The organism is Paenibacillus sp. JZ16 (assembly GCF_015326965.1).
GTDB lineage: Bacteria > Bacillota > Bacilli > Paenibacillales > Paenibacillaceae > Paenibacillus_AQ.
Genome location: NZ_CP017659.1, coordinates 2,386,686 through 2,412,434, shown reverse-complemented (window position 1 = coordinate 2,412,434; position 25,749 = coordinate 2,386,686). Strand labels below are relative to the sequence as shown.

At 52.0% G+C, this 25,749-nt stretch carries 19 protein-coding genes; 12 read left to right on the top strand and 7 right to left on the bottom strand.

Translation table 11 applies throughout. The features are described from left to right. Positions 1-10: 10 nt before the first annotated feature. The 5 genes from BJP58_RS10990 to BJP58_RS10970 form a co-directional block, all read right to left on the bottom strand. Complete coding sequence (locus tag BJP58_RS10990) at positions 11-1,300, bottom strand: ABC transporter substrate-binding protein (protein WP_194543945.1); 1,290 nt, start codon at positions 1,298-1,300, stop codon at positions 11-13. A gap of 159 nt (positions 1,301-1,459) precedes the next feature. Beyond that, the gene (locus tag BJP58_RS10985; protein WP_194543944.1) at positions 1,460-3,079 is read right to left on the bottom strand and encodes a response regulator transcription factor; all 1,620 of its coding nucleotides are present in this window, start codon (positions 3,077-3,079) and stop codon (positions 1,460-1,462) included. Beyond that, complete coding sequence (locus tag BJP58_RS10980) at positions 3,054-4,847, bottom strand: cache domain-containing sensor histidine kinase (RefSeq protein WP_194543943.1); 1,794 nt, start codon at positions 4,845-4,847, stop codon at positions 3,054-3,056. Before BJP58_RS10980 ends, BJP58_RS10985 begins: the two co-directional genes overlap by 26 nt. Positions 4,848-5,009: 162 nt before the next feature. Beyond that, positions 5,010-5,846, bottom strand: coding sequence for a carbohydrate ABC transporter permease (locus tag BJP58_RS10975; protein ID WP_194543942.1), 837 nt, complete (start codon positions 5,844-5,846; stop codon positions 5,010-5,012). Next, positions 5,843-6,808: a carbohydrate ABC transporter permease gene (locus BJP58_RS10970; RefSeq protein WP_194543941.1), complete on the bottom strand. Its 966-nt coding sequence runs from the start codon at positions 6,806-6,808 to the stop codon at positions 5,843-5,845. The genes BJP58_RS10975 and BJP58_RS10970 overlap by 4 nt, the downstream gene beginning before the upstream one ends. A gap of 308 nt (positions 6,809-7,116) precedes the next feature. On the opposite strand from BJP58_RS10970, the gene BJP58_RS10965 reads away from it, so the two are divergent. The 10 genes from BJP58_RS10965 to BJP58_RS10920 all read left to right on the top strand — a co-directional run bounded on the left by BJP58_RS10965 (position 7,117) and on the right by BJP58_RS10920 (position 21,614). Then, positions 7,117-7,803, top strand: coding sequence for a hypothetical protein (locus BJP58_RS10965; protein WP_233355035.1), 687 nt, complete (start codon positions 7,117-7,119; stop codon positions 7,801-7,803). Between the two features lie 283 nt (positions 7,804-8,086). Further along, positions 8,087-10,333 (top strand): helix-turn-helix domain-containing protein, encoded by a 2,247-nt coding sequence (locus BJP58_RS10960; protein ID WP_194543939.1) that lies wholly within the window; start codon positions 8,087-8,089, stop codon positions 10,331-10,333. Positions 10,334-10,635: 302 nt separating this feature from the next. Then, positions 10,636-11,607 carry an ABC transporter permease gene (locus BJP58_RS10955; RefSeq protein ID WP_442953966.1) on the top strand — a complete coding sequence of 324 codons (972 nt, stop codon included), beginning with the start codon at positions 10,636-10,638 and terminating at the stop codon, positions 11,605-11,607. 10 nt (positions 11,608-11,617) lie between these two features. Continuing rightward, on the top strand, positions 11,618-12,514 hold the full coding sequence (locus tag BJP58_RS10950; protein WP_194543937.1) for a carbohydrate ABC transporter permease: 897 nt from the start codon (positions 11,618-11,620) through the stop codon (positions 12,512-12,514). 135 nt (positions 12,515-12,649) lie between these two features. Further along, entirely contained in the window at positions 12,650-14,278 is a 1,629-nt protein-coding gene (locus tag BJP58_RS10945) for an ABC transporter substrate-binding protein (RefSeq protein ID WP_194543936.1), read from the top strand. A 20-nt stretch (positions 14,279-14,298) separates the two neighbouring features. After that, positions 14,299-15,726, top strand: coding sequence for an alpha-L-fucosidase (locus BJP58_RS10940; protein WP_194543935.1), 1,428 nt, complete (start codon positions 14,299-14,301; stop codon positions 15,724-15,726). Positions 15,727-15,900: 174 nt separating this feature from the next. Further along, a complete protein-coding gene (locus BJP58_RS10935; protein ID WP_194543934.1) occupies positions 15,901-17,565 on the top strand; it encodes a DUF4091 domain-containing protein in 1,665 nt (554 codons plus the stop codon). 374 nt (positions 17,566-17,939) lie between these two features. Further along, positions 17,940-19,394, top strand: coding sequence for an aminotransferase-like domain-containing protein (locus BJP58_RS10930; RefSeq protein WP_194543933.1), 1,455 nt, complete (start codon positions 17,940-17,942; stop codon positions 19,392-19,394). Between the two features lie 90 nt (positions 19,395-19,484). Beyond that, positions 19,485-20,402: a D-alanine--D-alanine ligase gene (locus BJP58_RS10925; RefSeq protein WP_194543932.1), complete on the top strand. Its 918-nt coding sequence runs from the start codon at positions 19,485-19,487 to the stop codon at positions 20,400-20,402. A 6-nt stretch (positions 20,403-20,408) separates the two neighbouring features. Next, positions 20,409-21,614, top strand: coding sequence for an aminotransferase class I/II-fold pyridoxal phosphate-dependent enzyme (locus tag BJP58_RS10920; protein ID WP_194543931.1), 1,206 nt, complete (start codon positions 20,409-20,411; stop codon positions 21,612-21,614). Here BJP58_RS10920 and BJP58_RS10915 read toward each other — a convergent pair. Continuing rightward, the gene (locus tag BJP58_RS10915; RefSeq protein WP_233355129.1) at positions 21,600-22,496 is read right to left on the bottom strand and encodes a helix-turn-helix transcriptional regulator; all 897 of its coding nucleotides are present in this window, start codon (positions 22,494-22,496) and stop codon (positions 21,600-21,602) included. The two genes, BJP58_RS10920 and BJP58_RS10915, sit on opposite strands and share 15 nt — an antisense overlap. Positions 22,497-22,724: 228 nt before the next feature. Between BJP58_RS10915 and BJP58_RS10910 the strand changes: the two genes are divergently transcribed. Further along, positions 22,725-23,612, top strand: coding sequence for a sugar phosphate isomerase/epimerase family protein (locus BJP58_RS10910; protein WP_194543929.1), 888 nt, complete (start codon positions 22,725-22,727; stop codon positions 23,610-23,612). A 24-nt stretch (positions 23,613-23,636) separates the two neighbouring features. Next, complete coding sequence (locus BJP58_RS10905) at positions 23,637-24,668, top strand: Gfo/Idh/MocA family protein (protein ID WP_194543928.1); 1,032 nt, start codon at positions 23,637-23,639, stop codon at positions 24,666-24,668. A gap of 146 nt (positions 24,669-24,814) precedes the next feature. Here BJP58_RS10905 and BJP58_RS10900 read toward each other — a convergent pair whose 3' ends face one another. Next, positions 24,815-25,711, bottom strand: a complete 897-nt coding sequence (locus BJP58_RS10900) for a sugar phosphate isomerase/epimerase family protein (protein ID WP_194543927.1) — start codon at positions 25,709-25,711, stop codon at positions 24,815-24,817. Between the last annotated feature and the right edge of the window lie 38 nt (positions 25,712-25,749).

The following is a 25,749-nucleotide window of genomic DNA, read 5'->3' as shown; positions in this document are numbered from 1 at the left end:
TCGGCATGGATTATTCCAGGCTTTTGCTCAATTTGACAATCTGGTCCCAGCCCTCGTCGATGCTGATTTTACCGAACATGATCGACTGCGTGATGTTGTCGTATTCCTTCGTGAAGTTGGCCCAGCCGCCCTTATTCCCGGGGCCGGGGTCAAACGCGACGCCGTCCTTGGACACCTCGTTGATTAGTCCCAGGGAGCTTTTATCGACGTCCGTAAATTTGGGCTGGAGGGCATCGGCTACGGTTTTGTTGACAGGAATCCCCCGCGAAGTGCCCAAAATTTCTCCGGCTTCCTCGCTGTTGACAAACCAGTCGATGAACTTCTTTGCTTCCTCTTTATATTGGCTGTTGGGGCTGACGCTCCAGTACATGGACGCTTTCAGCCAGCCGCCCGCCTGCGTTCCCCTTGGCTGGGTCGTTAACGCCATCACGCCGGGCTTTAACGCATCCGTTCCGCCGAATTCCGCAGCATGCGCACCCCGCAGCAGAATCTTTTCCTGGATAAGCAGGTCCATTTGTGCGTCCTGTGCTTTATCCGATACGGTTACGTCAGGAGGTGTCACGAGGTTGTCCTTGCGCAGCTCCGCCCACTTGTTCATCCAATCCTTCCAGGTAGCCTCGTCATAATGGAATTTTCCGTCCTTGCTCATGGAGAATCCTTTGCCCATGCTCAGCTGATACGACATGTAGAACGCGCTGTCCGCGGTGAGATCCCGCGTGAGGTACTGGTCCTTGGCCAGCTTCGGCTTCAGGTCACGCGCCATGGCGAAAAATTCGTCCCATGTCTTCGGCGGCTGAACGCCGAGGCTGTCCATCATCGTCTTGTTGTACACCATGCCCCAGGCGTTGTTGCCGAGCGGCATCGCGTACAGTTTGCCTTGGTAGGTGCCTGTCTCGAGCAGCGCCTTATCGATATGGTCCGCCGGAATGGAGGAGAGATCCTCCAGCCGTCCGCTGGACGCCCAATCGTTGAACCAGGCGGCATCCATTTGGAAAATATCCGGCGTGTTTTTTCCGGCAGACTGGGTCGACAGCTTGTCTTGATACCCGTCGAAAGACTGATACTCCGGTTCGAACGTGATGCCCGGGTTCTTTTCAGAGTACAAATCAAGCGCTTTCAAAGTTGCGTCATGCCGTGCCTGCGAGCCCCACCACATGATTCGGAGCGTGATGGATTTGCCGTCTCCCGACTCCGCGGATCCGGCTTCTTCCTTCTTGATCCCGCTGCAAGCGGAGAGAACCAGGGACAGTGACAGCACGGCCGCAGCGCCGGCGGCGAGACGGTGCCATGAATTTCTCATTGGATGAACCTCCTTAAGTAACTGATCTTCTTCTTCCTTTAACGTACCAAGTCCAGGGTCCTTCTCGTAGGGGACAAAACAACAAATCGTTTCAGTATTTTACGATTATCGAAAAAGGGGCGAGATGCACAGGCGCCAAGAATAAAGCGGACCGGCGGTTTAGGCTTTGTGGAACTCGGTTGGACTGCGCCCGGTATGCTTTTTGAACAGGGTGGTGAAGTACGGAACATTCCGGTAACCGACCCGCTCGGCGATTTCGGCGATCAGCAGTTTTTTCTCGAGAACCATGCTCTTGGCTCTTTCCATTCGCACCCTAGTCAGATAATCGCCAAAGGTTTCACCTGTAAACTGGCGGAATAAGGTGCTGAGATAGTTTTTGGAGATATACACCTGGTCGGCCACATCCTGAAGATGGATGTTCTCGGCGTAATGCTCATGAATGTATTGGATGATATAATCGACCGTTTCCTTATGCTTGAGGTTTTCATTTGGTGTGTAACGCGAACAGATTCGTTTCACTTTTTCCGCTACCCATGCTTTCCACTGCTGGGCATCTTCTATTTGTCCGAGCTCCTTGGTCAAGTCCGTCACAGGCAGCTCATCGTCGAGCCGGATGCCGGACTCGTACAGGGTAAAGGAGAGGATGGCGAACAGCTGCGTACCGATGGCAGTAAGCTCATCGGGCTGGAGCTGAGCCGCGCCGTCGTCCTTGCGGAAGAAGTCGTCCAGCGCCAGCAGCGCCCTGGGCTCGTCAAAGGTCCGCACGGCGTCGGTCATTTCCTGAAAAAAACGCACAGGGCGCACGTTCCGGGGGGCTGTATGCCGAAAGCCTCCTTCGCTATATACGTAGACACAAGGATGGGCGACATCCGGTTCGTACCGCTCGGCGAGTGCTTGAAACGCTTCTTCGGTGGAGTCGGAGATGGCAACCCAGTTGTCCTTACGAAGACCGGCACCGATATGCAGCTTGACCTTGAGGAATCGATGCACGGACGAAATGATTCGCCCAGCCAGCGCCAGAACTTCCGAGCGGAACGCCTCTGTCGGCCAGGAGAGGGGCTTATACAGCAGCAGTGCCATATGGTGACTGTGCAGCTCCAGGAAATAGCTGCGCAGCCCGTCCTGACCGGCCAGCTCTTCCACCGTATTGCCTACGGCGAAGCGGAATAGGTGCCAGTCCCGGACGGAGATGCCTTCCATGCGTCCCTGGCGCTTGATTTCTAAGGCCAGCATCATGAATTGGGCATTCTTCCAACCGAGCCGCTCCAGCATACGGGAGGGATCCGTCAGCGGGGAGGAGGTCCCTCCGATGAGGATGGATTTGACCCATTCCCTCTCCAGATACGGCTCATACTCCATGAGTTGGCTTTGAAGCTCCCGCTCTCTATTTTCCAGCGCACGGCGCTCCGTTAGCTCGCGGGTGACGCGCTGCAGCACCTCGCGGATCGTGGTCGGTGAGGCCGGCTTGGGCAAATAATCGTCGACCTGAAGCCGCAGCGCCTTACGAGCGTAATCAAAATCCGAGTACCCGCTCAAAATGATGATTTTGCCGGCGTACTGCTGCTTACGGAGCTGTTCGATCATGTCGAGACCGTTCATCACCGGCATATAAATATCCGTGATGACGATGTCGGGTTGGCTTGCTTCAATCAGCCGCAGTCCTTCTTCACCATCCATGGCCTCCCCTACGAGCCGAACTCCGAGCTGCTCCCAGGGAATCAGCCGGGACATGCCGCCGAGCACTTGGCGGTCGTCATCCACGATAGTGATGGTCCACATGGTTTCCTCCCCCTTCCTGATCCTGACCCCACTGCTGATTTAGCCTCGGCCAATAGATCTCCGCTTCGGTGCCCGGCGCATCGGTACGGTTTCGAAGCGAAACGCCAAAGGGCGGACCGAAATAAACCTGGATGCGCTCCGTCACGTTGCGAATGCCATATCCGCCCGTCGGATGGCGTTTGCGCGTTTTCCAGTCTTCAAGCAGTCCGATGCCGTCGTCCCGAATCCTAATCCGGATGCCTCGGTCCTCTTCCGCGCAAATCAGATGGATCCGGCCTTGGCGTTTGCCATGAAAACCGTGCATAACGGCATTTTCCACAAAGGGCTGCAGGGTCAGTTTCGGAATCATCAGCTGTCGCAAATCTTCCGGGCAATCGAAGTGCCATTCCAATCCTTCACCCCACTTGAACTGTTGGATTTTCAGATAGCAATCAACGTGCAGAAGCTCTTCCTGAATCGAAATCATGGATTCGCCGCCCGACAGCCCGATGCGGAACATCTTCCCCATCAGCTCGAGTACGTGGCTGATCTTCTCCTGGCCGGCTTCAAGCGCCATCCAGTTCAGCTGGTCCAGGGTATTGTAGAGAAAATGGGGGTTAATCATCGCTTGAAGCGCCTTGATCTCCGCTTCGCGCTGCGCTTTATAGTGCTGCTCCAGCGACTCATACAGCCTTTCGATCCGCTCTGTGAGCTTGCGGTAGCCGCTGAACAGGCTGCCGAATTCGTTGCGGTATTCCGTCGGCAGCGTCTGCCCGCGTTTCCCGGGATTGAACGCCTGCATTAGCTGAACCAGCTTCCGAATCGGCCGTGTGAAATTTCGGGAAAGGAACAACGTGAAGAACAGGGACAGCAGTATGGCGGCGGCTCCAACCACGGCCATCGTCCACGCGAGGCGGACACTCCCGCTGGTGATTACCTTCCAGGGCGTAAGCTCCACCAGCATCCAGCTGCCCGGGGACGTTCGTGACCACACGGTGAGCATGTCCTTCTCCGGGAGCGAGCCGGCGGCGGCCAGCAGCTGATGCGCATGGCCGGTGTCCCCGCTGACCCGCTCCAGGATGGCGTTGATTTCCCCGGGGGGCGGAGCAATCCGGGTGTGCATGATCATCCGGCCGCCGGAGTCGAGCAGCAGCCGACTGGCCGAGGAGTTGTCTTCCGTCAGAATTTCCTGCAAAAATTTAACCCGAACATTGATGATCAAAATTCCCCGGTTTACGCCATCCAGCGTGGTGATTTTACGGACGAAGCTGATCACCTGCTGCTTTCCCTGCGGCGAACCGACCTCGCGCTGGCCGATCCAGAGAAAATCGGATTTGTCGACGGCCGGATACCAGCTCTCCCCGCTGGCCGAGGCGAGCGGGAGGTATTGAATGTTGGCGTTGGGATCGACCTGAAGCGGATCTTTCATATAAATCTGAAAGGAAAACATGGAGCGCGAGCTGTTCAGCATCGGCGCCAAATAATCCCGGTTCAGCTCGTCCCTGGCTTTCTTGCGTGCATAATAATCTCCTTTCATCGTTACATAGTTGACCAGAGGTGAGTTGATGGACACGGCTAGCGAGGTTTGCTCTACAGCGCTCATCTGGTCGGTAAGCTGCTTGTTGAGCTGCTGCAGCACCGCCTGCTGGTACATGGAGGCGCTGTCCGCCTGCTCATCGGCCGTAAACCGATAGCTGACAATCATCATAATCGTGATGAGAACCGCGATAAAACCGGCAAAGCTGAAGAAAAAAACGTAATCGATACGGAACGTACGAAACGGATTCATGCGTTTTCCCCTCCCCTTAAGAAGCCATGAGGACTCTGCATTCGCGCTGCTGCCTCAATGTCCTTGTTGGCGGAAGCCGGATGCTTGAAATCGTCCAGCTTGGCCGCTGCCTGAAGAAGAGCTGGAAGAACACGGCACAGTATCCGTTTACCGCTCTGAAACCTAACCTTTCAGCCCGGATGTGGCGATCCCTTCCACGAAATGCTTTTGTGCGAGAAAGAAAATGATCACCGGCGGCAGCACGGAGAGCAGGGATACGGCAAGCAGCTGCCCCCACGGAACGGCCGACTGGGAGTCGATGAACATTCTTAGCGCGAGCGGGACAGTATACTTGTCCACGGTATTCAGATAAATCAGCGGCCCAAAATATTCGTCCCAGCCCCAAATAAACGAGAAAATCGTAACCGTGATGAGCGCCGGCAGCGTCAGCGGCATGATGATGCGCAGATAAATGCCGAACCAGGTGCAGCCGTCGATTTTTGCCGACTCATCGAGCTCCCGCGGAATACCGCGGATGAATTGGACAATCAGGAATATAAAGAAGGCTCCGCCCATGGCTGACGGGACGATCAGCGGCAGATAGGTATTGATCCAGTCGAAGGAATGGAACATCGTATACTGCGGGATGAGCGTGACCTGTCCCGGAAGCATCAGGGTCATCAGCAGGATGGAGAACCATAACCCCTTCAGCGGGAAGGTCAGCCTAGCGAAGCCAAAAGCCACCAGGCTGGCTGAAATGACATGAATGATCGTGGTCGCCACATTGAGCTTAAGGCTGTTCATAAAGAAGCGTGTAAATGTATACTTGGGCAGTGCCATCCAGCCTTCCGTATAATTTTGCCACAACCATACTTTGGGGAACAGAGTGGGTAGACTGATTTCCGGTGTTGATTTGAAGGAGGCGCCGATCCACCACAGGACGGGATAAAACATCACAAAACAGAATGCAATCATCAGCACATGGACCAGCCAGTTTTGTTTATTATGAGCACCTGTCATTTGCGACCCTCCGTTTCGGTTTCGTAGAAGACCCAGTATTTGGACGCGATAAAATTAAGCACCGTGACGATGCCGATGATAACGAGCAAGATCCAGGCCAGGGCCGAGGCATAGCCCATCTGAAGGGATCCAAAGGCTTTATTGTACAGGAACAGGGCAAACATTTCGGTTGAATTAACCGGTCCTCCATTCGTGACAACAAAAGCCGATGTGAACATCTGGAATGCGTTGATGATGCCCATGATCAGATTAAACAGGATGACCGGGGACAACATGGGCAGGGTAATCCGGATGAACTTGCGGAGCGGCGAGGCCCCGTCCACGGAGGCGGCCTCATATAATTCACTAGGGATTTGTTTGAGACCGGCAAGGAAAATAATCATCGATGAACCGAACTGCCAGGCCGTCAGCAGCACGAGGGTGCCGAGGGCGGTGGAGGGGGTGCCGATCCAGTTTTTGGGGGCGATCCCGACCAAAATCACGAGCTGATTAATGAAGCCGTTCAGACCGAAAATATTGCGCCACAGCACGGCTACCGCCAAGCTCCCACCGATCAGAGAGGGCAGGTAAATGATCGTCCGGTAGAAGGATATGCCCCGGATGTTCCGGTTCAGCAGCAGGGCTACAGCCAACGCCACCAGCAGTTTCAGCGGCACGGAAGCGATCACGTACAGAAATGTCACCTTCAGCGAATTGAAGAAGAGCCGGTCGTGAGCGATATCCTGGTAGTTCTTGAGTCCGATCCAGCGGGCCGGCTCCAGCAGCGAATACTCGGTGAAGGATAAATAGAAGGACTGGATGATGGGCCACAGCTGCAAAATGAGAAAGCCCAGCAGCCAGGGCGCGATGAACAGGTAGCCGGCTAACGGAGCGTTCCAGCGCCCTTTGAACGTCTTGGCAACCGCTTTCATATTCTTGTCCAGCCTGGCCTTGCCCGCCGGCTGTACCGTTTGTGCATTCATGATTAATCACCTCTCGCCTATTGATAGCTCTCATTGTATCCTGATGAAAATCAGGCCTGTAGGCGAAAGATGTACAAATTCTTTCATTATTGAATGATTACGGAGTAAGTTCAGGAGAAAGCATACCCGATTACAAGGTTGCCTAAGGTCAATCCATCTTGGCAGCCTATTAAAGCAAACGGGCAGTTTAGTGGAATATATTATCCATTTATGGGTGGTGAATTCCATGCTAAACTATTTTTTTTGAATGTTTTACGATAGCAGGACAATTAAATGTTTCAGAAAGGAAGTCCCCTTTGCCCAAGCACATGAAGATCTACGCACTAATGCTTATTATTTTCATATTAATAAACGCTGCGATGTACAGACATTTGGAAAACCAATCATCTGTAAAATACAATGACCTCTATTCACTGTATCAGCAGAAGAACGACTCGGCATTTGTCTATTCAGTAAAGCACGCTTCTGAAACGAATCCGTTTGCCGATACTTTGATGGCGATCAGTGAGTCGAAGGAAAATGAAGATCCTGCTAAGATTCGGCAATTGATCGATAGGGCGAAGATCCAAGCGGAAGAAATCGATGAGTTACTGTTAACAATCATTGAATTTAGCGATACCTTCAGAAACAATGCTGTTCCACAGCTTTTAGTTAATAATGCGGCAATGACAACGGATATGCATCAGGATATGTTTTATCTTGCAACTCAGGCAAGGACATGGCCACCGTTATACCATATAAGCTATTTGTATTGGAAGTCTAATCCTAAAACAATAGACGCCAAGACTAGAGAAACCTTGCGCTCATTGGCGACTGAGCTCCGTGCGTTAAACGAAACGATTACGTCGATTAAGGGTGACGCACATCACATGTTTTTCCAAGATCAAATAGAGTCACACAAAGAGGAGATACTACGGCAGTTGAAACCACACCTTAAAAGAATGAAAAAGATCCAGGATGATTTTACAGGACATAATTCTCTCCAAGAGGACTAAGGAAAAAAACCTTGGCGATGTATGCCAGGGTTTTGTATTAGTTTCTACAATTGTTTGGAGATAATCTTGTTTTTTAGCAGATTGGTTAATATTTCTGTCTACATGCATAAAACCAAATAACATATGGTTAATGACCCCGTCCATGCTATGGAAGTCGTGATGCTTTAGACTTGTTTTTCTTCCGCGCTTTAAAAAAGTGTTGGTAAACTCCGCTCATTCTTCTATGATGAAATTACTTCAAATCGACGATGAGATAAGGAATTATTCGCTCGGGGGGATGCCTATGGGAAGAAAAGCGTGGTTTTACCGTCAGCTTTTATCGTATATGCCGGTCTTCTTTATCGTGATTTCCTTTGTGTTTTTTGTCTTTTTCCAAATGCTCGGGGAACAGTCCCGGCAAGGTGCGATTCAGGCCAATGAGACGATGATTCATCAGGCGATGCGTTCGGTGGACAACTCGTTGAAGGCCATCGATCAGATGCTCGTGCAGGAATTGTTGTTCAACCCCGATATGTCGGGATTTTTCAATCATGAGGATCAGGACAACGTCTATTTGAACATGCAGGCGGTGAAGGCCATGAAGCAGTTCAAGGTGTCCAATCCGCTTGTGGATTCCATGGTGCTCGTGCGGACCCAGGATGAGTTCGTGTTGAGTACTTCGTCCTCGTTCAACTTGCCGGATTATGCGGATTATGACTTTCTCAAGCCTTATTTGGGCCAGGTCAATAGTGAAGCAGAGTGGAGTTCTATGCGGAATTTCCGGGAGTTCAGCTTCAACAGCATGCAGCATGTGGTAACCCTGGTTCGAGATGCACCCTTCGTTACCCATGGGAAAGGCGTTATTGCCGTTAATATCAAGGTGGACGCCATACATAACATGATTCAGGGCATGGTAAATCCCGATGTTAGTTTTATTCATATGAAGGATACGCAGGGGCAGTCCATGCTCTCCGGTACCTCCATGGCAGAGAGTGGTGAGCTTGTCTCTAAGACGATTTCGCCTTATACCGGATGGGTATATGAGGGAGGTCTTACTCAAGGCAGAGTGGTCGGTATCGTCAGCCAGCTGTACAATATCTGGTTTATCGTTGGCTTGCTCATGTGCCTTGCCGGGGTGGTCTGGATCGTATTGGTTACGCGCCGAAACTATAAGCCGATTGAAGCCATCGTGTCCCGGATTCATAATTATTCGCAGTCTAAAACGAGCGCGCTGATCCATAACAGTAAACAGGATGAGTTCGCATTTATCGAATCGGCACTCGAAAGTATGCTGGAACAGGCGAGCAGTTTTCAACAGCAGCATCGAGAGGATTTGCTGCTGCGCAGAGCGTATCTGTTCCAGCAGCTGATGGAGGGACAGTACCCGTCCCATATGGAGCAGTGGAACGAGCAGCGGGATGTCATGGGACTGCCGGACTTGTCCGAATCACAGATCGTCAATGTCATCGAAATCGATAAATATCCATTGTTCTGCGAGCAGTACCCGCAGCAGGACCAGTATTTGATCAAATTTGCCCTCAAAAGCGTCGTTCAAGAAATTGCAGCCGGGCAGGAAACGAGTGTTTGGACAGAATGGATATCCGCTTCGAAGCTGGGCGTGATGGCGATGGCGGACGACCAGGACGCAGTACAGCATGTAGTCACGCTGCTTGAGCAGACCCGCCAGTGGGTGGAGCAGCATCTGAAGCTGACCATAACCGTTGGTATCGGGGAGAAAACGGAGCGATATACGGATATCCCGGACTCCTATGAGCAGGCACGCACCGCATTGAAATACAAAATGATCCTCGGCGAGAACCGAATCATTCATTACACCCAAGTATCCGGGGAGGAGCGGGGCCATGCCTTTGATTTCTTGAACCTGATCCGTTCGATGGCTCAATCCTTCCGGCTCGGCAACAGGGATTGGCAGGAGAAATACAATGCTCTCATCCATAACATTGGTCAAAACATGCTGGACCGGGACGGCGTGGTGAACCTGGTGGATTACATGGTGTACTCGCTCGGACGTGAAATGTCGTGCATGGCAAAAGAATTTCAGGATTTGTGGCTGACAGAGGGGCAGCCTGCGTTACGGAACGCGCTCCAATCATCCGATACACTGGAGCAGCTGGAACAGGAGTTCGGGGAGGCTTTATCCGCTCTGTACGACAGTATGCTCGCTCTCATGGAGGGCCGGAATCATGCGGACACGATTCAGAAGGTGCGCTTGTTTATGGAGCAGAACTCGAGCAATCCGGATTTGTCTCTCAATTATTTAAGCGAACGCTTCAATATGAACTGGAAGACGCTGAGCAAGCTGTTCCGGGAGGAGACCGGTCAGAAGTTCGTGGATTATTTAATTGAGCTGCGGATGAACCATGCACGGAAGCTGCTCGAGGAGACCTTGCTGCCTGTACAAGATATCGCGACCGAAGTTGGGTATTCCAATGCCATCTCGTTTGGCCGGATGTTTAAAAAGCTGATGGGGATGTCACCGGGGGATTACCGTGAGCAGGCTGCTTATAAGCAGCAGAATTACGGGAACTAACGATCCTTCTGACTGCTTCATGCATAACTGAATCTAGTAGAGAATCTTCTGACTAGGTCATGCATATATAACCAAGCAAAAGAGTCCTGCGGATGAACCGTCCCGCGGGCTTTTTGCTGTAAACGGAGATAGGTTTAGCGACGGAAAAAGGTTTATTCGCCCTTACGGCCTGTCGGCCCTGAAGTTCCCTCTGCTCGCGGAAATACGTTGATTCGGAGAATCTTGTTTATTGATCGGATGGCGTTGTCGGCCCTAGACTTGGGATCAACACAAAGCGAAGGAGGGTGACCCAAGTGGCTCGTATGAGCAGCGCAATCCCAGTACCTGCAGATGCACAGGCGCCAACGAATTTACCACCAAACAAGCCCATGAACCGAACGAGGAAGAAGCTGATGAAGCATTGGCAATTCTATCTGCTCGTGTTCTTCCCGTTAGTCTACATCATCCTCTTCAAATACGTTCCGATGTTCGGCGTCTTGATTGCATTCAAGGAATACAACGTCGTACAGGGGATATTCGGCAGTCCCTGGGTAGGGTTCGATTATTTCAAGCAATTGTTCGACGCTCCGTTCTTCTGGCAGTATGTCCGCAACACGCTCGAGATTTCCCTGTACGGCCTGCTGGTCGGATTCCCGGCCCCCATTCTGTTAGCGCTGGCACTGAATGAAATCCGGAACGGCCGCTTCAAGAAAACCGTCCAGATGGTGACATACGCACCGTACTTCATATCAACGGTGGTCATCGTCTCGATTCTGATCGTGAACCTCTCGCCCAACACGGGGCTGATGAGCAATCTATTCCGGGCACTGGGGCTTGAGACCGTTGATTTCCTTGGCGTGCCGGAACTGTTTAAGTCAATCTATGTCTGGTCCGATGTGTGGCAGTTCACCGGTTACGGTGCCATCATCTATATTGCGGCCTTGGCGGGAGTCAACCCGGATCTGTACGAGGCGGCAAGAGTGGACGGGGCAACCCGGCTTCAAAAGATCATCAATATCGATATTCCCAGCTTGTTTCCGGTCATCGTTATTTTGCTTATATTGAACCTGGGCAATCTGATGAGTCTAGGCTTTGAGAAAATTTATCTTATGCAAAACCCGCTCAATCAGAACACGTCCGAAGTCATCTCTACCTATGTGTACAAGGTCGGCCTGCTCGGAGCCAACTTCAGCTTCTCCGCCGCCATCGGCCTGTTCAACTCCATTATCAATTTCATTCTGTTGGTCATTGTCAATTACGTATCCCGAAAAGCTTCATCAACAAGTCTATGGTAGGAGGTAGCGCATGAGCAGATCAACCGTACGGGAGTCCGCTGCAGACCGGATTTTCCTTGGTATCGTGTATTTGTTTCTGTCTGTCGTACTGATCGTCATCCTGTTTCCGCTGCTGCATATTATAAGCGCATCCTTTAGCTCTCCGGGCGCAGTGTCCTCCGGCAAAGTGTGGCTGTGGCCGGTGGATGTGACCCTGATCGGCTACAAAGCGGTATTCCAAAATTCCAACATTCTGATCGGGTTTGGCAATTCGCTGTTCTATGCCGTTGTCGGCACGATCGTAAATGTCGCATTCACCGTGATGCTTGCCTATCCGCTCGCCCGCAAAACGTTTTACGTTCGCAACATCATCATGATGGTGCTGGTGTTTACGATGTTTTTTGACGGCGGGCTCATTCCGAACTATCTTCTCGTGAAGTCGCTCGGCATGCTCGATACGCGCTGGGCCATGATTATACCGGGGGCGCTAGCCGTGTTTCAGGTCATCATCGCCAGAACCTTTTTTCAGACGACGATTCCGGATGAATTGGCCGAAGCGGCCGAGATGGACGGGAGCAGCGACATTACCTTTTTCCTGAAAATTGTTCTTCCGCTATCCAAGCCGATTCTGGCTGTGCTCGCGCTCATGTATGCCGTTGGCCATTGGAATTCCTATTTTAATGCCTTGATTTATTTGAAGGACAGCAGCCTGTTTCCGCTTCAGATCTTCCTGAGGGATATTCTGATCCTGAATTCCGTCAGCGCCGAGATGGTGACAAACGTCAACGAGCTGCTGGTCCGTGAAGGGCTGAAGGATTTGCTGAAGTATTCGCTGATCGTGGTGGCAAGCGCCCCGGTATTGATCATTTACCCGTTTGTGCAGAAGTATTTTGTCAAAGGCGTAATGATCGGATCCTTAAAAGGGTGATTCCTATTCCGTGAAGGAGGTGATGCCGGCACTATAGAATAGGTAATTCCGATGTTCGGACATATAGGGGGTATATGCAAACACGGTTTCACTTACGAAGTAAGGGCAGGTAATCCATATTAGGGAGGAATTCATTTGAAAAGGTTCACTGGATTAGGTTTATGTCTGGTTCTCGTGGCAGTGCTGGCTCTATCCGCTTGCGGCAAGACGAGTGAAACAGGAACTGAAGGACCGGCAAGCCCTCCGGGGTCAGGGGGACCCGTTGAACTGACGGTATTTGCTCCTCAGTCCGCCGGTATCGAGAGTCTTGATGTCAATCCATTCTCCAAGCATATCGAAGAGAAGCTGGGGCTTACATTTAAGTGGAATACGACACCTGACGCGGTATTTAACGATAAGAAACTGCTGATGCTGGCAAGCGGTGACTATCCGGCGCTCATTATGAATGCCGGCATATCCAAGGCCGATCAGATCAAGTACGGTATGCAGGGGGCCTTTATTCCCTTGAATGATTTAATCGACCAGCATGCACCTAACATTAAAAAAGCGCTGGAGGAAGTCTCCTATTTAAAATCGGCGATGACCGCGCCGGACGGCAATATATACGCGCTTCCGAAGGTGAACGAGTGCCTGCACTGCACGTATGGCCAGCGGATGTGGATCAATACGACCTGGCTTGAGAAGTTAGGTCTAGAGATGCCAACCACGACCGATGAATTCTATCAAGTGCTGAAAGCCTTTAAAGAGCAGGACCCGAACGGGAACGGCAAGGCCGACGAAATTCCGATGACCACTTCTCTTGATGTGTGGGGAGGAGGAGTTGATGCCTTTTTGATGAATGCTTTTATATATAACAATGGCACGACCTATCTAAGCGTGAAGGATGGCAAGGTGATTCTGTCCGCGGCTGAGTCCGAATGGAAGGAAGGCTTGAAATATCTCAGCAAGCTGTACAGTGAAGGACTGATTGACAAAGGAGCGTTTACGCAAAACGGCGATGCCGTCAAGCAGCTCGGGAACAAAGCGGACAATGTGGTCGGCGCCGTTGGTTATGCGCTGATCAGCAGCGTACTGGAGCCGACCGACGCGAAGCCCCGTCATAAGGAATACGATGTTGTTCCGCCGCTGAAAGGACCGAACGGCGTGCAGCTTGCAGGTTATAGCGTCGGAGCAGGGGACGGATCGTTTGTCATCACGAACAAAGCGACGGAGGAGCAGCGGATCGCGGCCATTAAGCTGGCGGATTACCTGTTCTCCGAAGAAGGCACCGTGATGACCTCCTGGGGCTTTGAAGGAGAAGGATGGCGGAAGGCGGAGTCCGGTGCGCTTGATTACAACGGCGAGCCGGCTGCATATGAAGCGTTGAAGCGGGATGTGCCAGAGGGATCGCTTGACGTAACCTGGTGGCAGCTCGGTACGATGCTGATGGTGAATTCCCTCCGTGAATCCTTTGTCGCTCCGGAAGATCCGCTCGGCAACGGAGCCTACGAATATCGCTTGTGGCTGGCTGCGAAGAAATACGAGCCTTTTGCCAAACCGGAGCTTGTGTACCCGACGGACGTGTTCATCGATCCGAAAGACGCAACCTTCATCGCGCAGATTCAGAAGACGATTCAGGATTACGTGAAATCGAATCTGGCCCAATTCGTAACCGGCAGCAAGGACATCGAGAAGGACTGGGATGCCTATGTCAGCGGATTTAAAGGATTGCAGCTGGACAAGTATCTGGAGATCCATCAGAAAGCATTAGACAATCAAGGATAGAGGTATAGGAGGTTTATCGCTTGCACAATTTTATTGAATACGCGGCCAATATTATGCCCTCGGAACGTCAATTAGCCGTCCAGGAGATGGAGTTCTATGCCTTCTTTCATTTTACCATCAATACGTTCACGGATATGGAATGGGGCTCGGGAAAAGAAGATCCTGCCCTGTTCAATCCGGAGCAGCTGGATGCGGATCAGTGGGTAAGCGCTTGTGTCAGTGCCGGCATGCGCGGCTTGATCCTGACTTGCAAGCATCACGACGGCTTCTGTTTATGGCCGAGTCAGTATACGGAGCATTCCGTGAAGAGCAGCCCGTGGCGAAACGGACGCGGGGATGTGGTGAAGGAGGTTGCCGATGCCTGCAGGAGAGGGGGAATCAAGTTCGGCATCTACTTGTCCCCCTGGGACCGGCATGAACCGTCATATGGGGATTCGCCGCGGTACAATCAATTTTTTCTGAATCAGCTAAGAGAGCTCCTGACCGGCTACGGGGAGATATTCAGCGTCTGGTTTGACGGAGCCTGCGGCGAAGGTCCGAATGGCAAGCGTCAGGAATACGATTGGGAGTCGTATTACGCCCTGATTCGGGAACTGCAGCCAAATGCCGCCATCTCGGTATGCGGACCGGACATTCGCTGGTGCGGGAATGAAGCGGGGCATTGCAGGGAGTCGGAGTGGAGCGTCGTTCCGGCGTCGCTGCGTCAGAATGAAGCGATCCAGGAAAAGTCGCAGCAAACCGATGACCGGGAGTTTGCGCGCCGCTATGAATCGAGCGAAGAGGATCTCGGCAGCCGGAGCGTCATTCAGGGCGAGAAGGAGCTGGTATGGTATCCGGCCGAAGTCAATACCTCGATCCGTCCCGGCTGGTTCTACCATGCGTCCGAAGACGATAAAGTCCGATCGCTGGAAGAATTGCTGCATATCTATTACGGCTCGGTTGGCGGCAATGCCACCTTTCTGCTCAATATTCCGCCCGATACCCGCGGACTTGTTCATGAGAACGATCTGCAGCGTCTGCAGGAACTGGGTGACGCCATTCGAAATACATTTGAAACCAATCTGGCTGCTGATGCGGATGTTACGGCATCCGAGACGAAGGCGGGGCTGGAGGCTCGATTTGTTGTCGATGGCAGCAAGGATACGTATTGGAGCCCTGAGGAGGGCACGGAATACGCCGTGATTGAGCTGGACCTCGGGCGGGCGATCGATTTTGATCATATCGTATTGGCTGAATACCGGTATGGGCAGCGGATCGAGCGCTTCGAGCTTGAATATATGGAAAACGGGAACTGGCACACGATTCAATCCGGGACGGTAATCGGGCGCAAACGCATCTGCCGCTTTCCCGCTGTACGGGCTCAATATATCCGGCTTACGATTTTGGAATCGAGATGGTGTCCGCGTCTGTCCGGCTTTGAAATATATCGGAGTTCGACGGATTGGTGAAAGAATTCTAACATTCGGCAGAAATTTCGGTATGGTGCCATAATAAGGCGGCCATCGCAAAAAGGCGGTGGCTCCTTTTTTTCGAAAACGCAAAATTTACCTTCCGTTCCATCCAGATTAGTGTAAGATGTACGTGAAAGTATCCCATTTCATTGTAGAGAGGATGTAACCTGCATGAGCCATTCCGTATCATTTGAGACCCGGCTGTTAAGCTCTTTGTCCAAAGTATTTGCCGACGAAGAACTGTCCCAGGCCTCGTATGACAGAGGGTCTTCGTTTGGCAATGAGACGTACTCGTTTCAAGTTGCATACCGTTCCAATCGTTTGTTAAAAAACATCCGGGTTCATCTGCAATCATCATTGAGTGAACGGATTACCATCCGTTCTGTAGGCCTGGTTCCATCGGAGCTGCCTACGTATCATGATCATGACGAGTTTATCTTAAGAGCTGCCCCCGGGCTGTATCCGGACCCGTTGCTGCCTCTGGCATCAGAGCCTGTAGTAACCGGATGCCCGAACCAGTGGAGAAGTCTGTGGTTTACGGTACAGCCTGAGGGTGAGATCAAGGGCGGTACATATGAAATCCGGATCCGTTTTGAAGCGGAGTCAGGGGAGTCGCTAGGAGAAGAGGTGTTCACGCTCGAAGTGATACCGGCAACCTTGCCGGACCAGACGCTGATTCATACGGAATGGTTCCATGCCGATTGTTTGGCGAACTACTACGAGGCGGAGATATTTAGTGAACGGCACTGGGCGTTGATCGGTCAGTTTATGCAGACCGCCGCTCAGAATGGCATCAATATGATCCTGACCCCATTATTTACGCCTCCGCTGGATACGGAAGTGGGGGGAGAACGGCCAACGGTGCAGCTGGTTGACGTCGCCGTAACACCGGATGGAGCGTATGCATTTGGGTTTGATAAGCTGGACCGGTGGGCAGACCTGTGTGATTCTAATGGGATTCAGTACCTGGAATTCTCGCATCTTTTTACCCAGTGGGGAGCCGGGCATGCGCCGAAGATTATCGCTAATGTGAACGGAAAGCCCGAGAAGCTGTTCGGATGGGAGACGGATGCGACAGGAGAACAGTATCATGCCTTCATCAGACAATTCATACCGGCCCTGACCGGCTGGATTGAAGGCCGGGGACTTAAGCAGCGCTGCTATTTCCATGTTTCCGATGAGCCGTCCGTGTCCCATCTGGAGGCTTACGGTCATGCAAGCCGGTTGATGAACGAGCTGCTGCCGGATTACCCGATCATCGACGCGCTCTCCGATATTTCGTTTTATGAGGAAGGCCTTGTGAAGCACCCGATTCCTGCAAGCAACCACATCGAGCCTTTCCTGGATCAGGAGGTAACGCCGCTGTGGACCTATTATTGCTGTTCCCAGTACAAGGAAGTGTCCAACCGCTTCTTCAATCTGCCCTCGGCAAGAAACCGGATCATCGGGATTCAACTGTATAAGTTTAACATCGAGGGATTTCTCCACTGGGGATATAACTTTTGGAATTCGCAATACTCGAAGCGCGCCATTGACCCGTTCAAGGTGACGGATGCGGATTGCGGTTTTCCTTCCGGGGATGCTTTCGTGGTATACCCAGGCGAGGAAGGACCGATCGAATCCATTCGGCTGAAGGTATTTCAGGAAGCGCTTCAGGATTTGAGAGCGCTTCAGCTGCTGGAGACGCAGATCGGCAGGGAGGCTGTGCTCCAGGCGCTGGAGGAAGGGCTTGACGAGCCGATCACCTTTAAGGCGTATCCGAGGGAGCAGGAGTGGCTGCTGTCGAAGCGGCAGTGGATCAACGAGAAGATCAAGGAAAGTTTGGTTGTGAAGTAACCGCACCTGCGCTTACGACATATAAAGCCTATTCATCATGGTCAATCAGACCGCATAAATTCTATGCAAAAACGGCCCCATCTTCCTTTGAGAAGGTGGGGCCGTTTTGATTTGCATCACGATTTGTTTTTCTCGCCAGATGAATACCAAGCATGTTCTTTCTTGCTTGTGCATGACCTCGTATGGTTCCATGATAAAGAGAAAGTGCATGTATTCAGGTATATCGGCGCAAAGGGCAGTCCGATCCTAGAGATGACATAGCCTGGGTTCTGCCAAGATTATCGGCAAACCACGCCCGAGGCGAAAGAGGCCTGCTGTGGTTCTAGTGGTGCCGCCGAAATTATGCCATCATTAGAGCAAGGGGGAAATGAACGATGTATTTGGATTTCAAGTTGGCGAATGACCGCCCGGCGTATATTCAAGTCAAGGATTACATGAAGCGCTTGATGACAACCGGGGCGCTGCAAGCCGATCAGAAGCTCCCCTCCACGCGTGAGCTAAGCGCGCTGTTTCGAGTGGGCCGTAATACGGTGCTGAGCGCATACTCGGATTTGGAGGACGAAGGCTATATCTATGCGGTTAAAGGGCAAGGGCACTTTGTTGTCCCTTCGATCAGCGGAGCACCCATGCAGCCCGAAGGCAAACGGCTGGATTGGGGGCCTCGCCTGAACGAATATGCCAGGCTTGCGGAAGCCAATGATTTGATGAAACACGGCATCCGCGCTGAGAAGGGCTCTATATCTTTTACCAGCATCGCCCCCGATGAGAAGCTGTTCGATCTGCCAAATGTCAAGCGCGCATTTCTGGACCGAATGTCGCTTGAAGGTGATGTACTTCTTAACTACGGTTACGCCAAGGGTTATAAACCCCTTATCGATTACCTCCTCCGTTATATGGAGAACAAGGGCGTGAATATTCAAGGTAAGGATATGCTGATCACTAATGGTTTTACGGAAGGTTTAAGTCTGGTGCTATCCGCCCTGAACAAAGGGCATGGCCGCATTCTGTGCGAGAATCCAACTCATCATACAGCCATTAAAAATTTTAAAATGCATGGGTATGCCATTACCGGCGTCGAGATGGAGCCAGACGGCATCAGCCTGACAGGGCTCGCACGCGAGCTGTCGGAGCGGACATACGACATGGCCTACCTTGTGCCTTCCTATCATAATCCTACAGGAATCGTCATGTCTCACCAGAAGAGGCTGGAAGCGCTCCGACTGCTGAATGAGTTCGAAATTCCCGTTATTGAAGATGGTTTCAACGAAGAGCTGCGCTATTCGGGCTCACACATCGCGCCTCTCGTTGCATGTGCAGGCGGCGAGAACAACAGCGTGATCTATTTAGGCAGTTTCTCCAAGATTCTGTTTCCCGGCCTGCGAGTCGGATGGGTGCTGGCCGACAAGACCCTGATTCATTATCTGGAAAGCGTGAAGCGCGCCCGCAGCATTCATACGTCGACCCTGGATCAGTCCCTGCTCTTTCAATATTTGTACAACGGCAACTTCGAGAAATATTTAAAGAGAGCGAAGGCCGAGTACAAGCGAAAATATGAGCTTGCGATCCGCTGCTGCGAGGAATGGCTCCCGATGGAGCGGTTGTCCGGTGACGGCGGGCTTCACCTGTTCGTTGAATTCGGTCCCGACATCCGGACCCGGGAGCTGCTGGAAGCCTGCTCAGCCCAGGGCGTGGTATTCACGCCGGGCGACATTTTCTTTACCGATGGCGGCGGCCAGCACACCATGCGTCTCGGATTCTCCCGCGTCTCCGATGAGAACATCGAGAAGGGGATCCGCATCATCGGCGAGGCGGCAAGGAAGCTGGTGTAAACGGGCTGCAACAGAGATCGGAAGAATCATCCGCATGCGGAGTGATGCATAGGCAATCAGCTTGAAGAAATTTTTTAGGAGGTCTACATCATGAAAGTTGGCGTCATCATGGGAGGCGTATCATCCGAGCGGGAAGTTTCGCTCATGACCGGCAAAGAGATGATCGCGCATCTGGATAAAAACCGCTACGAGGTTTATCCGATCGAGATTCACGATAAACGCGAGCTGATCAGCAAAACCGAAGGCATCGATATGGCTTTACTTGCCCTGCACGGGCAATACGGGGAAGACGGGACGGTGCAGGGCACACTCGACTCCCTGGGCATTCCGTATACTGGCAGCGGCGTTCTTTCCAGCAGCGTCTGCATGGATAAAGATTTGAGCAAGAAGCTGCTGCGGTACGAGGGATTGACTACAGCCGATTGGATCATGGTCAGCAGTATGGAGGAGTTGGCCGCCGCTGACGTGAAGGTACTCGGTTATCCTGTCGTAGTGAAGCCGAACGCAGGCGGGTCCAGTGTTGGTACTCGGATCGTGCGTGATGCGGCTGCCCTTGCCTCCGCCGTAGAAGAGGCATTGCGATGGGACCGCTCCGTGATGATCGAGCAAATGATCGAGGGTGAAGAGATCACTTGCCCGGTTTTGAACGGTGAGATGCTCCCGATTGTGTCCATCAAGCCGAACTCCGAATTTTTCGATTATACATCCAAATACGAAGAAGGCGAAGCGGATGAGCAAGTGATTGAGCTTCCCGCCAAACTTCAGGAGCGGGTGCGTACGGCTGCGCTTCAATGCTATAAGGCGCTGAAGTGCAGTGTGTATGCCCGGATCGATATCATCCTGAAGGAAGAGATTCCGTATATTTTGGAGGTCAACACGCTCCCGGGTTTAACGAAGAACAGTTTACTTCCAAGAAGCGCGGAAGCGGCGGGCTATTCGTTCAGCGGACTTTTGGATGCCATCATTGAAACTTCATTATCGGAACGAAAAAGCGAAGGCAAGGAGTAGAAGCATATGAATCCAACGAGCAGCTTTCTAACATCAACGGTGCAAGTTTTGCCGCCTTCCGGCATCCGGCAATTCTTTAATGCGGCCGAAGCGGACGATGACGTCATTTCTCTCGGTGTAGGGGAACCGGATTTTGTGACGCCTGCATGTGCGATTGAGGCCTGTAAACGAGCTCTGGACCATGGCCGCACGATGTACACGCCGAATGAAGGGCTGATGGAGCTAAGGGAAGAGATTGCGAAATATCTGGATACCGGATTCCAGCTGCAATATGAACCGTCGAGGGAGATACTGGTCACGGTTGGCGGCAGCGAAGCGATTGATCTTACGCTGCGGGCGCTCATTTCGCCGGGGGATGAAATTATTATTCCCGTGCCGGGATATGTCGCTTATGCTCCTCTTGTGCAATTGAACGGGGGAACTGTCGTTGAGCTGGAGCTTTCCGCAGAGCATAAGTTCAAATTGACTGCGGCTGCACTGCAGAAGTTGATTACCCCCCGGACGAAAGCGATCGTTGTTAACTTTCCAAGCAATCCGACAGGCGCCGTGATGACCTACGAGGATTGGCTGCCGATTGCGCGCCTTGCGGTTACGCACAATTTGGTGGTGATATCAGACGAGATGTATGCCGAGCTTACCTACGGCTGCACGCATACCAGCATTGCTTCGCTGCCTCGGATGCGGGAGCGCACCATCGTCATCGGCGGCTTCTCCAAAGCCTTTGCCATGACGGGCTGGCGGGTCGGTTACCTCTGCGGCGACTCCCGCCTGGTGGGCGCCATGGTCAAGATTCATCAGTATACCGCGCTCTGCGCGCCCATCATGGGGCAGATTGCGGCTCTCGAATGTTTAAGAAATGGACTCGGGGATCGGGACGTAATGAAGCAGGCTTATGATGAACGCAGAAGAATGTTTGTGCAGGGTCTGAACGATATCGGCCTAAGCTGCCGCGATCCTCAGGGTGCTTTCTACGCATTCCCCAGCATAAGCGGAACGGGTCTGGGCTCCCAGCAGTTTGCGGAGCGATTGCTTCGAGAGGCAAAGGTGGCCGTTGTACCCGGTCATGTGTTTGGCGCCGGGGGCGAAGGCTTCATTCGCTGCTCGTATGCCGCTTCGCCCGATCGATTGAGCGAAGCGCTCGATCGAATGGATCGCTGGCTTAGGACGCATGCAGGTGCTGACCATGGCCTGCACACCTTACAGAATTCTTGAGAGTTTGCGGTAATCGGTAGCGGTAATCCCCTCCAGTCTGCGGAAGATTCGGCTAAAATAATGAATATCCGGGTATCCGACCCCTTCGCCAACCGCCTCGATCGAGATATCGGATTCCCGGAGTAGCCTGCGCGCTTCGCGGTGGCGAACGGATTGCACGAATTCACTTGGCGGCATCCCCGCAAAGCGTTTAAACAATTTGGCGGTATGATCCGGGCTTAACATTAAATGCTCCGCAATCACTTTGTTGCTCCAGTCTTTGGCTGGAGTTTTTTCGATTTGAGACATCAGTTCAATCAGTTTGGCATCGTGCGGTGACGTCTCCGTCAAGGCCTGGGAAGGATGCGTCCGAAGCAGTTGAACCAGCACATCCAGCATCAGCCCTTTGCAGGCAAGCTCATAGCCGGCGGGACGCAGGGTGAACTCCTCCACGATTCGTTCCATCATCTGAACGCAAGGCAGCGGGGGCGTGTAGATGACACGGGAAGAGAGCGGGGGAAAAGCGGAGGACACCGCTTCATGCGCGAATTTATTCGGATCCAGCACGGCTTCATTCACAATCATATCCGCTTCGGTCTGTATGTCCAGCTCATCAAAGAAATCAAAATGAATCCCCAAAAATCGCGCGTCAGGATGGGAGACCACCTCATTCTGGTGGTAAACACCGGACGGCAGGAAGATCAGTTGACCGGCTTCGATGCGATAGCGGTTCCCGTACATCGTTGTAGCGGCTTCCCCTTGGTATACATAGAGCAGTTCAAAATCGTATAACCTGCGCTGCGGGAGTGATCCCGTCGCCATGCGTTGAAACTGCGCATAGTGAATGCAGGGTGACCATTCGCGAAAAGGCGCTTCGCGTTTTATCGGAAAATTGAGGTCCATCTCGCTCACCGTAAACTCACTCCAAAATGTTATTAAGAGATGATAAATAGAACGGAATAGTCCAAATAATCACTTTTCTATCTAAATCATTTGGCGGAATATTTATTTATTATATAAGTATTATTACATCCAAATGGTTTATTTACAACTTGACGGAAAAAGTCAAATGATGTGTTTCAGAAAACGAGTGTTACAACATTAACCTATTGATTCTAGGAGGGATTCACGATGAAGAAAGGGATTAATATCTGGTCGTTCTCGGGAGATGCTTCCATCTCCGACTGCATCCGATTGGCAAAGGAAGCCGGGTTTGAAGGAATCGAATTGTCATTAAACCAAACAGGAGAGCTCGGCCTTCAGGCTGGCGATAAAGAGGTACAGGCCATAACGGAACAGCTGAAAGAAGCCGACCTGGACATCGCGGGTTTGGCGACAGGTTTGTATTGGGAATATCCGATGACCAGTGATGACCCGGCTGTCCGTGAGAAGGCCATGGATATTTGCAAGAAGCAGCTGGAGCTCGCGTCCGCTTTCGGAGTGGATGCCATCCTTGTGATCCCGGGGGCGGTCGGTGTCGATTTTGTTCCTGGTTCTGCAGTCATCGATTACGAATATGCCTACGAGCGGGCTCAAGAATCCATTCGTAAGCTGGTTCCTTACGCGGAAAGCGCCGGCGTTGCCATCGCGATCGAGAATGTATGGAATAAATTCCTGCTGTCGCCGCTGGAATTGCGGACCTTCATCGACGAGATCGGTTCCGAGTATGTCGGCTCCTATTTCGACGTAGGCAATGTTGTGCATAACGGTTATCCGGAGCACTGGATTCGGATTTTGGGTGAGCGGATCAAAAAAGTCCATTTCAAAGATTACCGCAGACAGGCAGGCGGATTGCACGGATTTGTCGACCTGTTGGCAGGGGACGTTAATTATCCGGCCGTTGTTGAAGCGCTGCGCTTGATCGGCTATGACAACTATGTTACCGCAGAGATGATCCCGGCGTATACCCACTACTCGGAGCAGATCATATTTAATACATCCAATGCAATGGATGCGATTCTTGGACGCACGCCAACTTTGCGCAAGCCGGATGCCCGCCAGCATCAAGGCCAATCATAACAAGGGATAACGGAGGGAATAAGGATGCTGAAAATCGGAATATTGGGATTTGGTTTTATGGGGCGCATGCATTTCGACAATTATGTTCGACTAGCCGAAGAGGGCGCGGACATCCAACTGGTGGCGATTTGCGATTTGCGCATCGATGAGCTTAAGGACAGCAAAGCCAACGGCAATATGGCAACCGAGCGTGATGTATACGACCTGGAGCCTTATCATCTGTATGAACATGTGGACAAAATGCTGGAGCATGAAGAGCTGGATATTGTGGATGTATGCCTGCCGACTTATTTGCATGCGGACATGTCCTGCATGTTGTTGGAGCGGGGGATTCACGTCATGTGTGAGAAACCTGTCGCAGGCAGCTCCGAGGAAGCCTGGCGCATGGTAAAAACAGCGGAGCGCACAGGAAAAACGCTCATGATCGGACAATGCCTCCGTTTCTGGCCAGCTTATGAATATTTAAAAGAATGCGTAGAGGACGGTCGTTATGGAAGCATCGTTGCAGGCGAATTCTTCCGGGGATCGGAGCCGCCTCAAGGCTGGTTCCTGGAAGGAGACAAGAGCGGTGGCTGTATCACGGACATGCATGTGCATGACGTGGATATGATTCATTGGCTTATGGGCAAACCGGAGCGCGTATCGACTTTCGCCAAAACGATGATTAAAGGAAGCTCGTACGATATCGTATCCACCCACTACAGTTTCCCGGATGGTAAAGTGATTAACGCGCATGCGGATTGGACGCTGCACGGCGAACACGGTTTTTATATGGGTTACCGTGTGAATTTGGAAGAGGCAACGCTGGTGTTCGAGAATAACGAACTGAAGGTGTACCCTGAAGACGCCCCAGGCTTTACGGCTGAGCTGTCCGATGATTCCGGTTATTATCGTGAGCTCCGGTATTTCATTGAGCATGTTGCGCAAGGAGAGCCGGTAACGGTATGTACGCCTGAGAGCGCTGCCGGGTCGCTGGAAATTATTGAAGCCGAGATTCGTTCCGCAAGAGCGAACGGCGCCTTGGAGACGGTATCAGGGAAACAGGTGGTATCTTAATTTTATTTACTAGGTAGGACAATATAAAACAAGGCCAATCAGGTTATTCCCTGATTGGCCTTGTTTAGTTAATGAGTTCACTGCTTCCTATTCAAGCAGTAGCATTGACATCCTGCAGCAAGAACTCTGAATGAATCGTGTACGTGTTAAGCTCTGAACGTCTTCAAGAAGTCCACGGCAAGCTTGATATCCGCTTCCGGATTGGCTTTCACTTCACGTTCGATGGTCAGATACCCCGTATAGCCAATATCCTTGAGAGCTTGCAGGTAAGCATTCCAGTTCACGCCGCCTTCGCCAAGCGGCACTTCACGGAACTTCTCACCCGATTCCGCCATATCGGCAATTTTGTCATGGTCAAGGGCAGGTGCCTCGTATCCGAAATCGCCGTATACATCACGAGGATCGATATAGTCAGCCAGCTTGATTCCGTCCTTCGCGTGTGTATGAACGATATAATCCTTCAGGTTGTACACGCCCTGTACAGGATCATCACCGGTAACCATGACCATATTGGCCGGGTCAAAGTTTACCGATACTCCGTTGGAACCCAGGCCGTCAAGGAATGATTTCAAATGAGCCGAAGGCTCCGGACCTGTCTCGATGGCAAAGAATGCGTCCATGGACTTCGCGAATGTGCTAAGCTCCAGGCAAGCTTTGTGCATCGTTTCATATACGCGGCTGTTATGATCTTGCGGCACGATACCGATATGCGTGGTGATGATATTGGTTCCCAGCTCCAAGCCGAGCTCCATGATTCGTTTGGATTTCTCGATTTTAGCCGCATTCTCAGCAGGGTCCTGGAAGCCGTGTCCGCCAAGGTCACCCACGAGGGCGGAGATTTCAAGTCCCAGTGAATCGATGTAATCCTTCAATTCTTTTCGCGCCGAAGCAGAGAGGTTGGCCGGATCCATTTCGCCATGAACGGCATAGATCTGTACGCCGTCTGCACCGACTTCTCGGGCTTTAAGAAGGCCATCTCTTACTCCAACGCGAAAGCTGTCAACAATAACGCCAATTTTGTTAGGCATGATAGGCTTCGACATGCTAATATCCCCCTTATATCATCCTTGTGTCATCCATC

Bases quoted from the DNA above. Each gene is read 5' to 3' on its own strand.
- BJP58_RS10925 (WP_194543932.1), top strand. From the start codon at position 19,485: ATGAAAGTTGGCGTCATCATGGGAGGCGTATCATCCGAGCGGGAAGTT.
- BJP58_RS10990 (WP_194543945.1), bottom strand. From the start codon at position 1,300: ATGAGAAATTCATGGCACCGTCTCGCCGCCGGCGCTGCGGCCGTGCTG.
- BJP58_RS10985 (WP_194543944.1), bottom strand. From the start codon at position 3,079: ATGTGGACCATCACTATCGTGGATGACGACCGCCAAGTGCTCGGCGGC.
- BJP58_RS10935 (WP_194543934.1), top strand. From the start codon at position 15,901: ATGAGCCATTCCGTATCATTTGAGACCCGGCTGTTAAGCTCTTTGTCC.
- BJP58_RS10970 (WP_194543941.1), bottom strand. From the start codon at position 6,808: ATGAATGCACAAACGGTACAGCCGGCGGGCAAGGCCAGGCTGGACAAG.
- BJP58_RS10905 (WP_194543928.1), top strand. From the start codon at position 23,637: ATGCTGAAAATCGGAATATTGGGATTTGGTTTTATGGGGCGCATGCAT.
- BJP58_RS10960 (WP_194543939.1), top strand. From the start codon at position 8,087: ATGGGAAGAAAAGCGTGGTTTTACCGTCAGCTTTTATCGTATATGCCG.
- BJP58_RS10955 (WP_442953966.1), top strand. From the start codon at position 10,636: ATGAGCAGCGCAATCCCAGTACCTGCAGATGCACAGGCGCCAACGAAT.
- BJP58_RS10950 (WP_194543937.1), top strand. From the start codon at position 11,618: ATGAGCAGATCAACCGTACGGGAGTCCGCTGCAGACCGGATTTTCCTT.
- BJP58_RS10930 (WP_194543933.1), top strand. From the start codon at position 17,940: ATGTATTTGGATTTCAAGTTGGCGAATGACCGCCCGGCGTATATTCAA.
- BJP58_RS10975 (WP_194543942.1), bottom strand. From the start codon at position 5,846: ATGACAGGTGCTCATAATAAACAAAACTGGCTGGTCCATGTGCTGATG.
- BJP58_RS10900 (WP_194543927.1), bottom strand. From the start codon at position 25,711: ATGTCGAAGCCTATCATGCCTAACAAAATTGGCGTTATTGTTGACAGC.
- BJP58_RS10980 (WP_194543943.1), bottom strand. From the start codon at position 4,847: ATGAATCCGTTTCGTACGTTCCGTATCGATTACGTTTTTTTCTTCAGC.
- BJP58_RS10915 (WP_233355129.1), bottom strand. From the start codon at position 22,496: ATGGACCTCAATTTTCCGATAAAACGCGAAGCGCCTTTTCGCGAATGG.
- BJP58_RS10965 (WP_233355035.1), top strand. From the start codon at position 7,117: ATGAAGATCTACGCACTAATGCTTATTATTTTCATATTAATAAACGCT.
- BJP58_RS10910 (WP_194543929.1), top strand. From the start codon at position 22,725: ATGAAGAAAGGGATTAATATCTGGTCGTTCTCGGGAGATGCTTCCATC.
- BJP58_RS10920 (WP_194543931.1), top strand. From the start codon at position 20,409: ATGAATCCAACGAGCAGCTTTCTAACATCAACGGTGCAAGTTTTGCCG.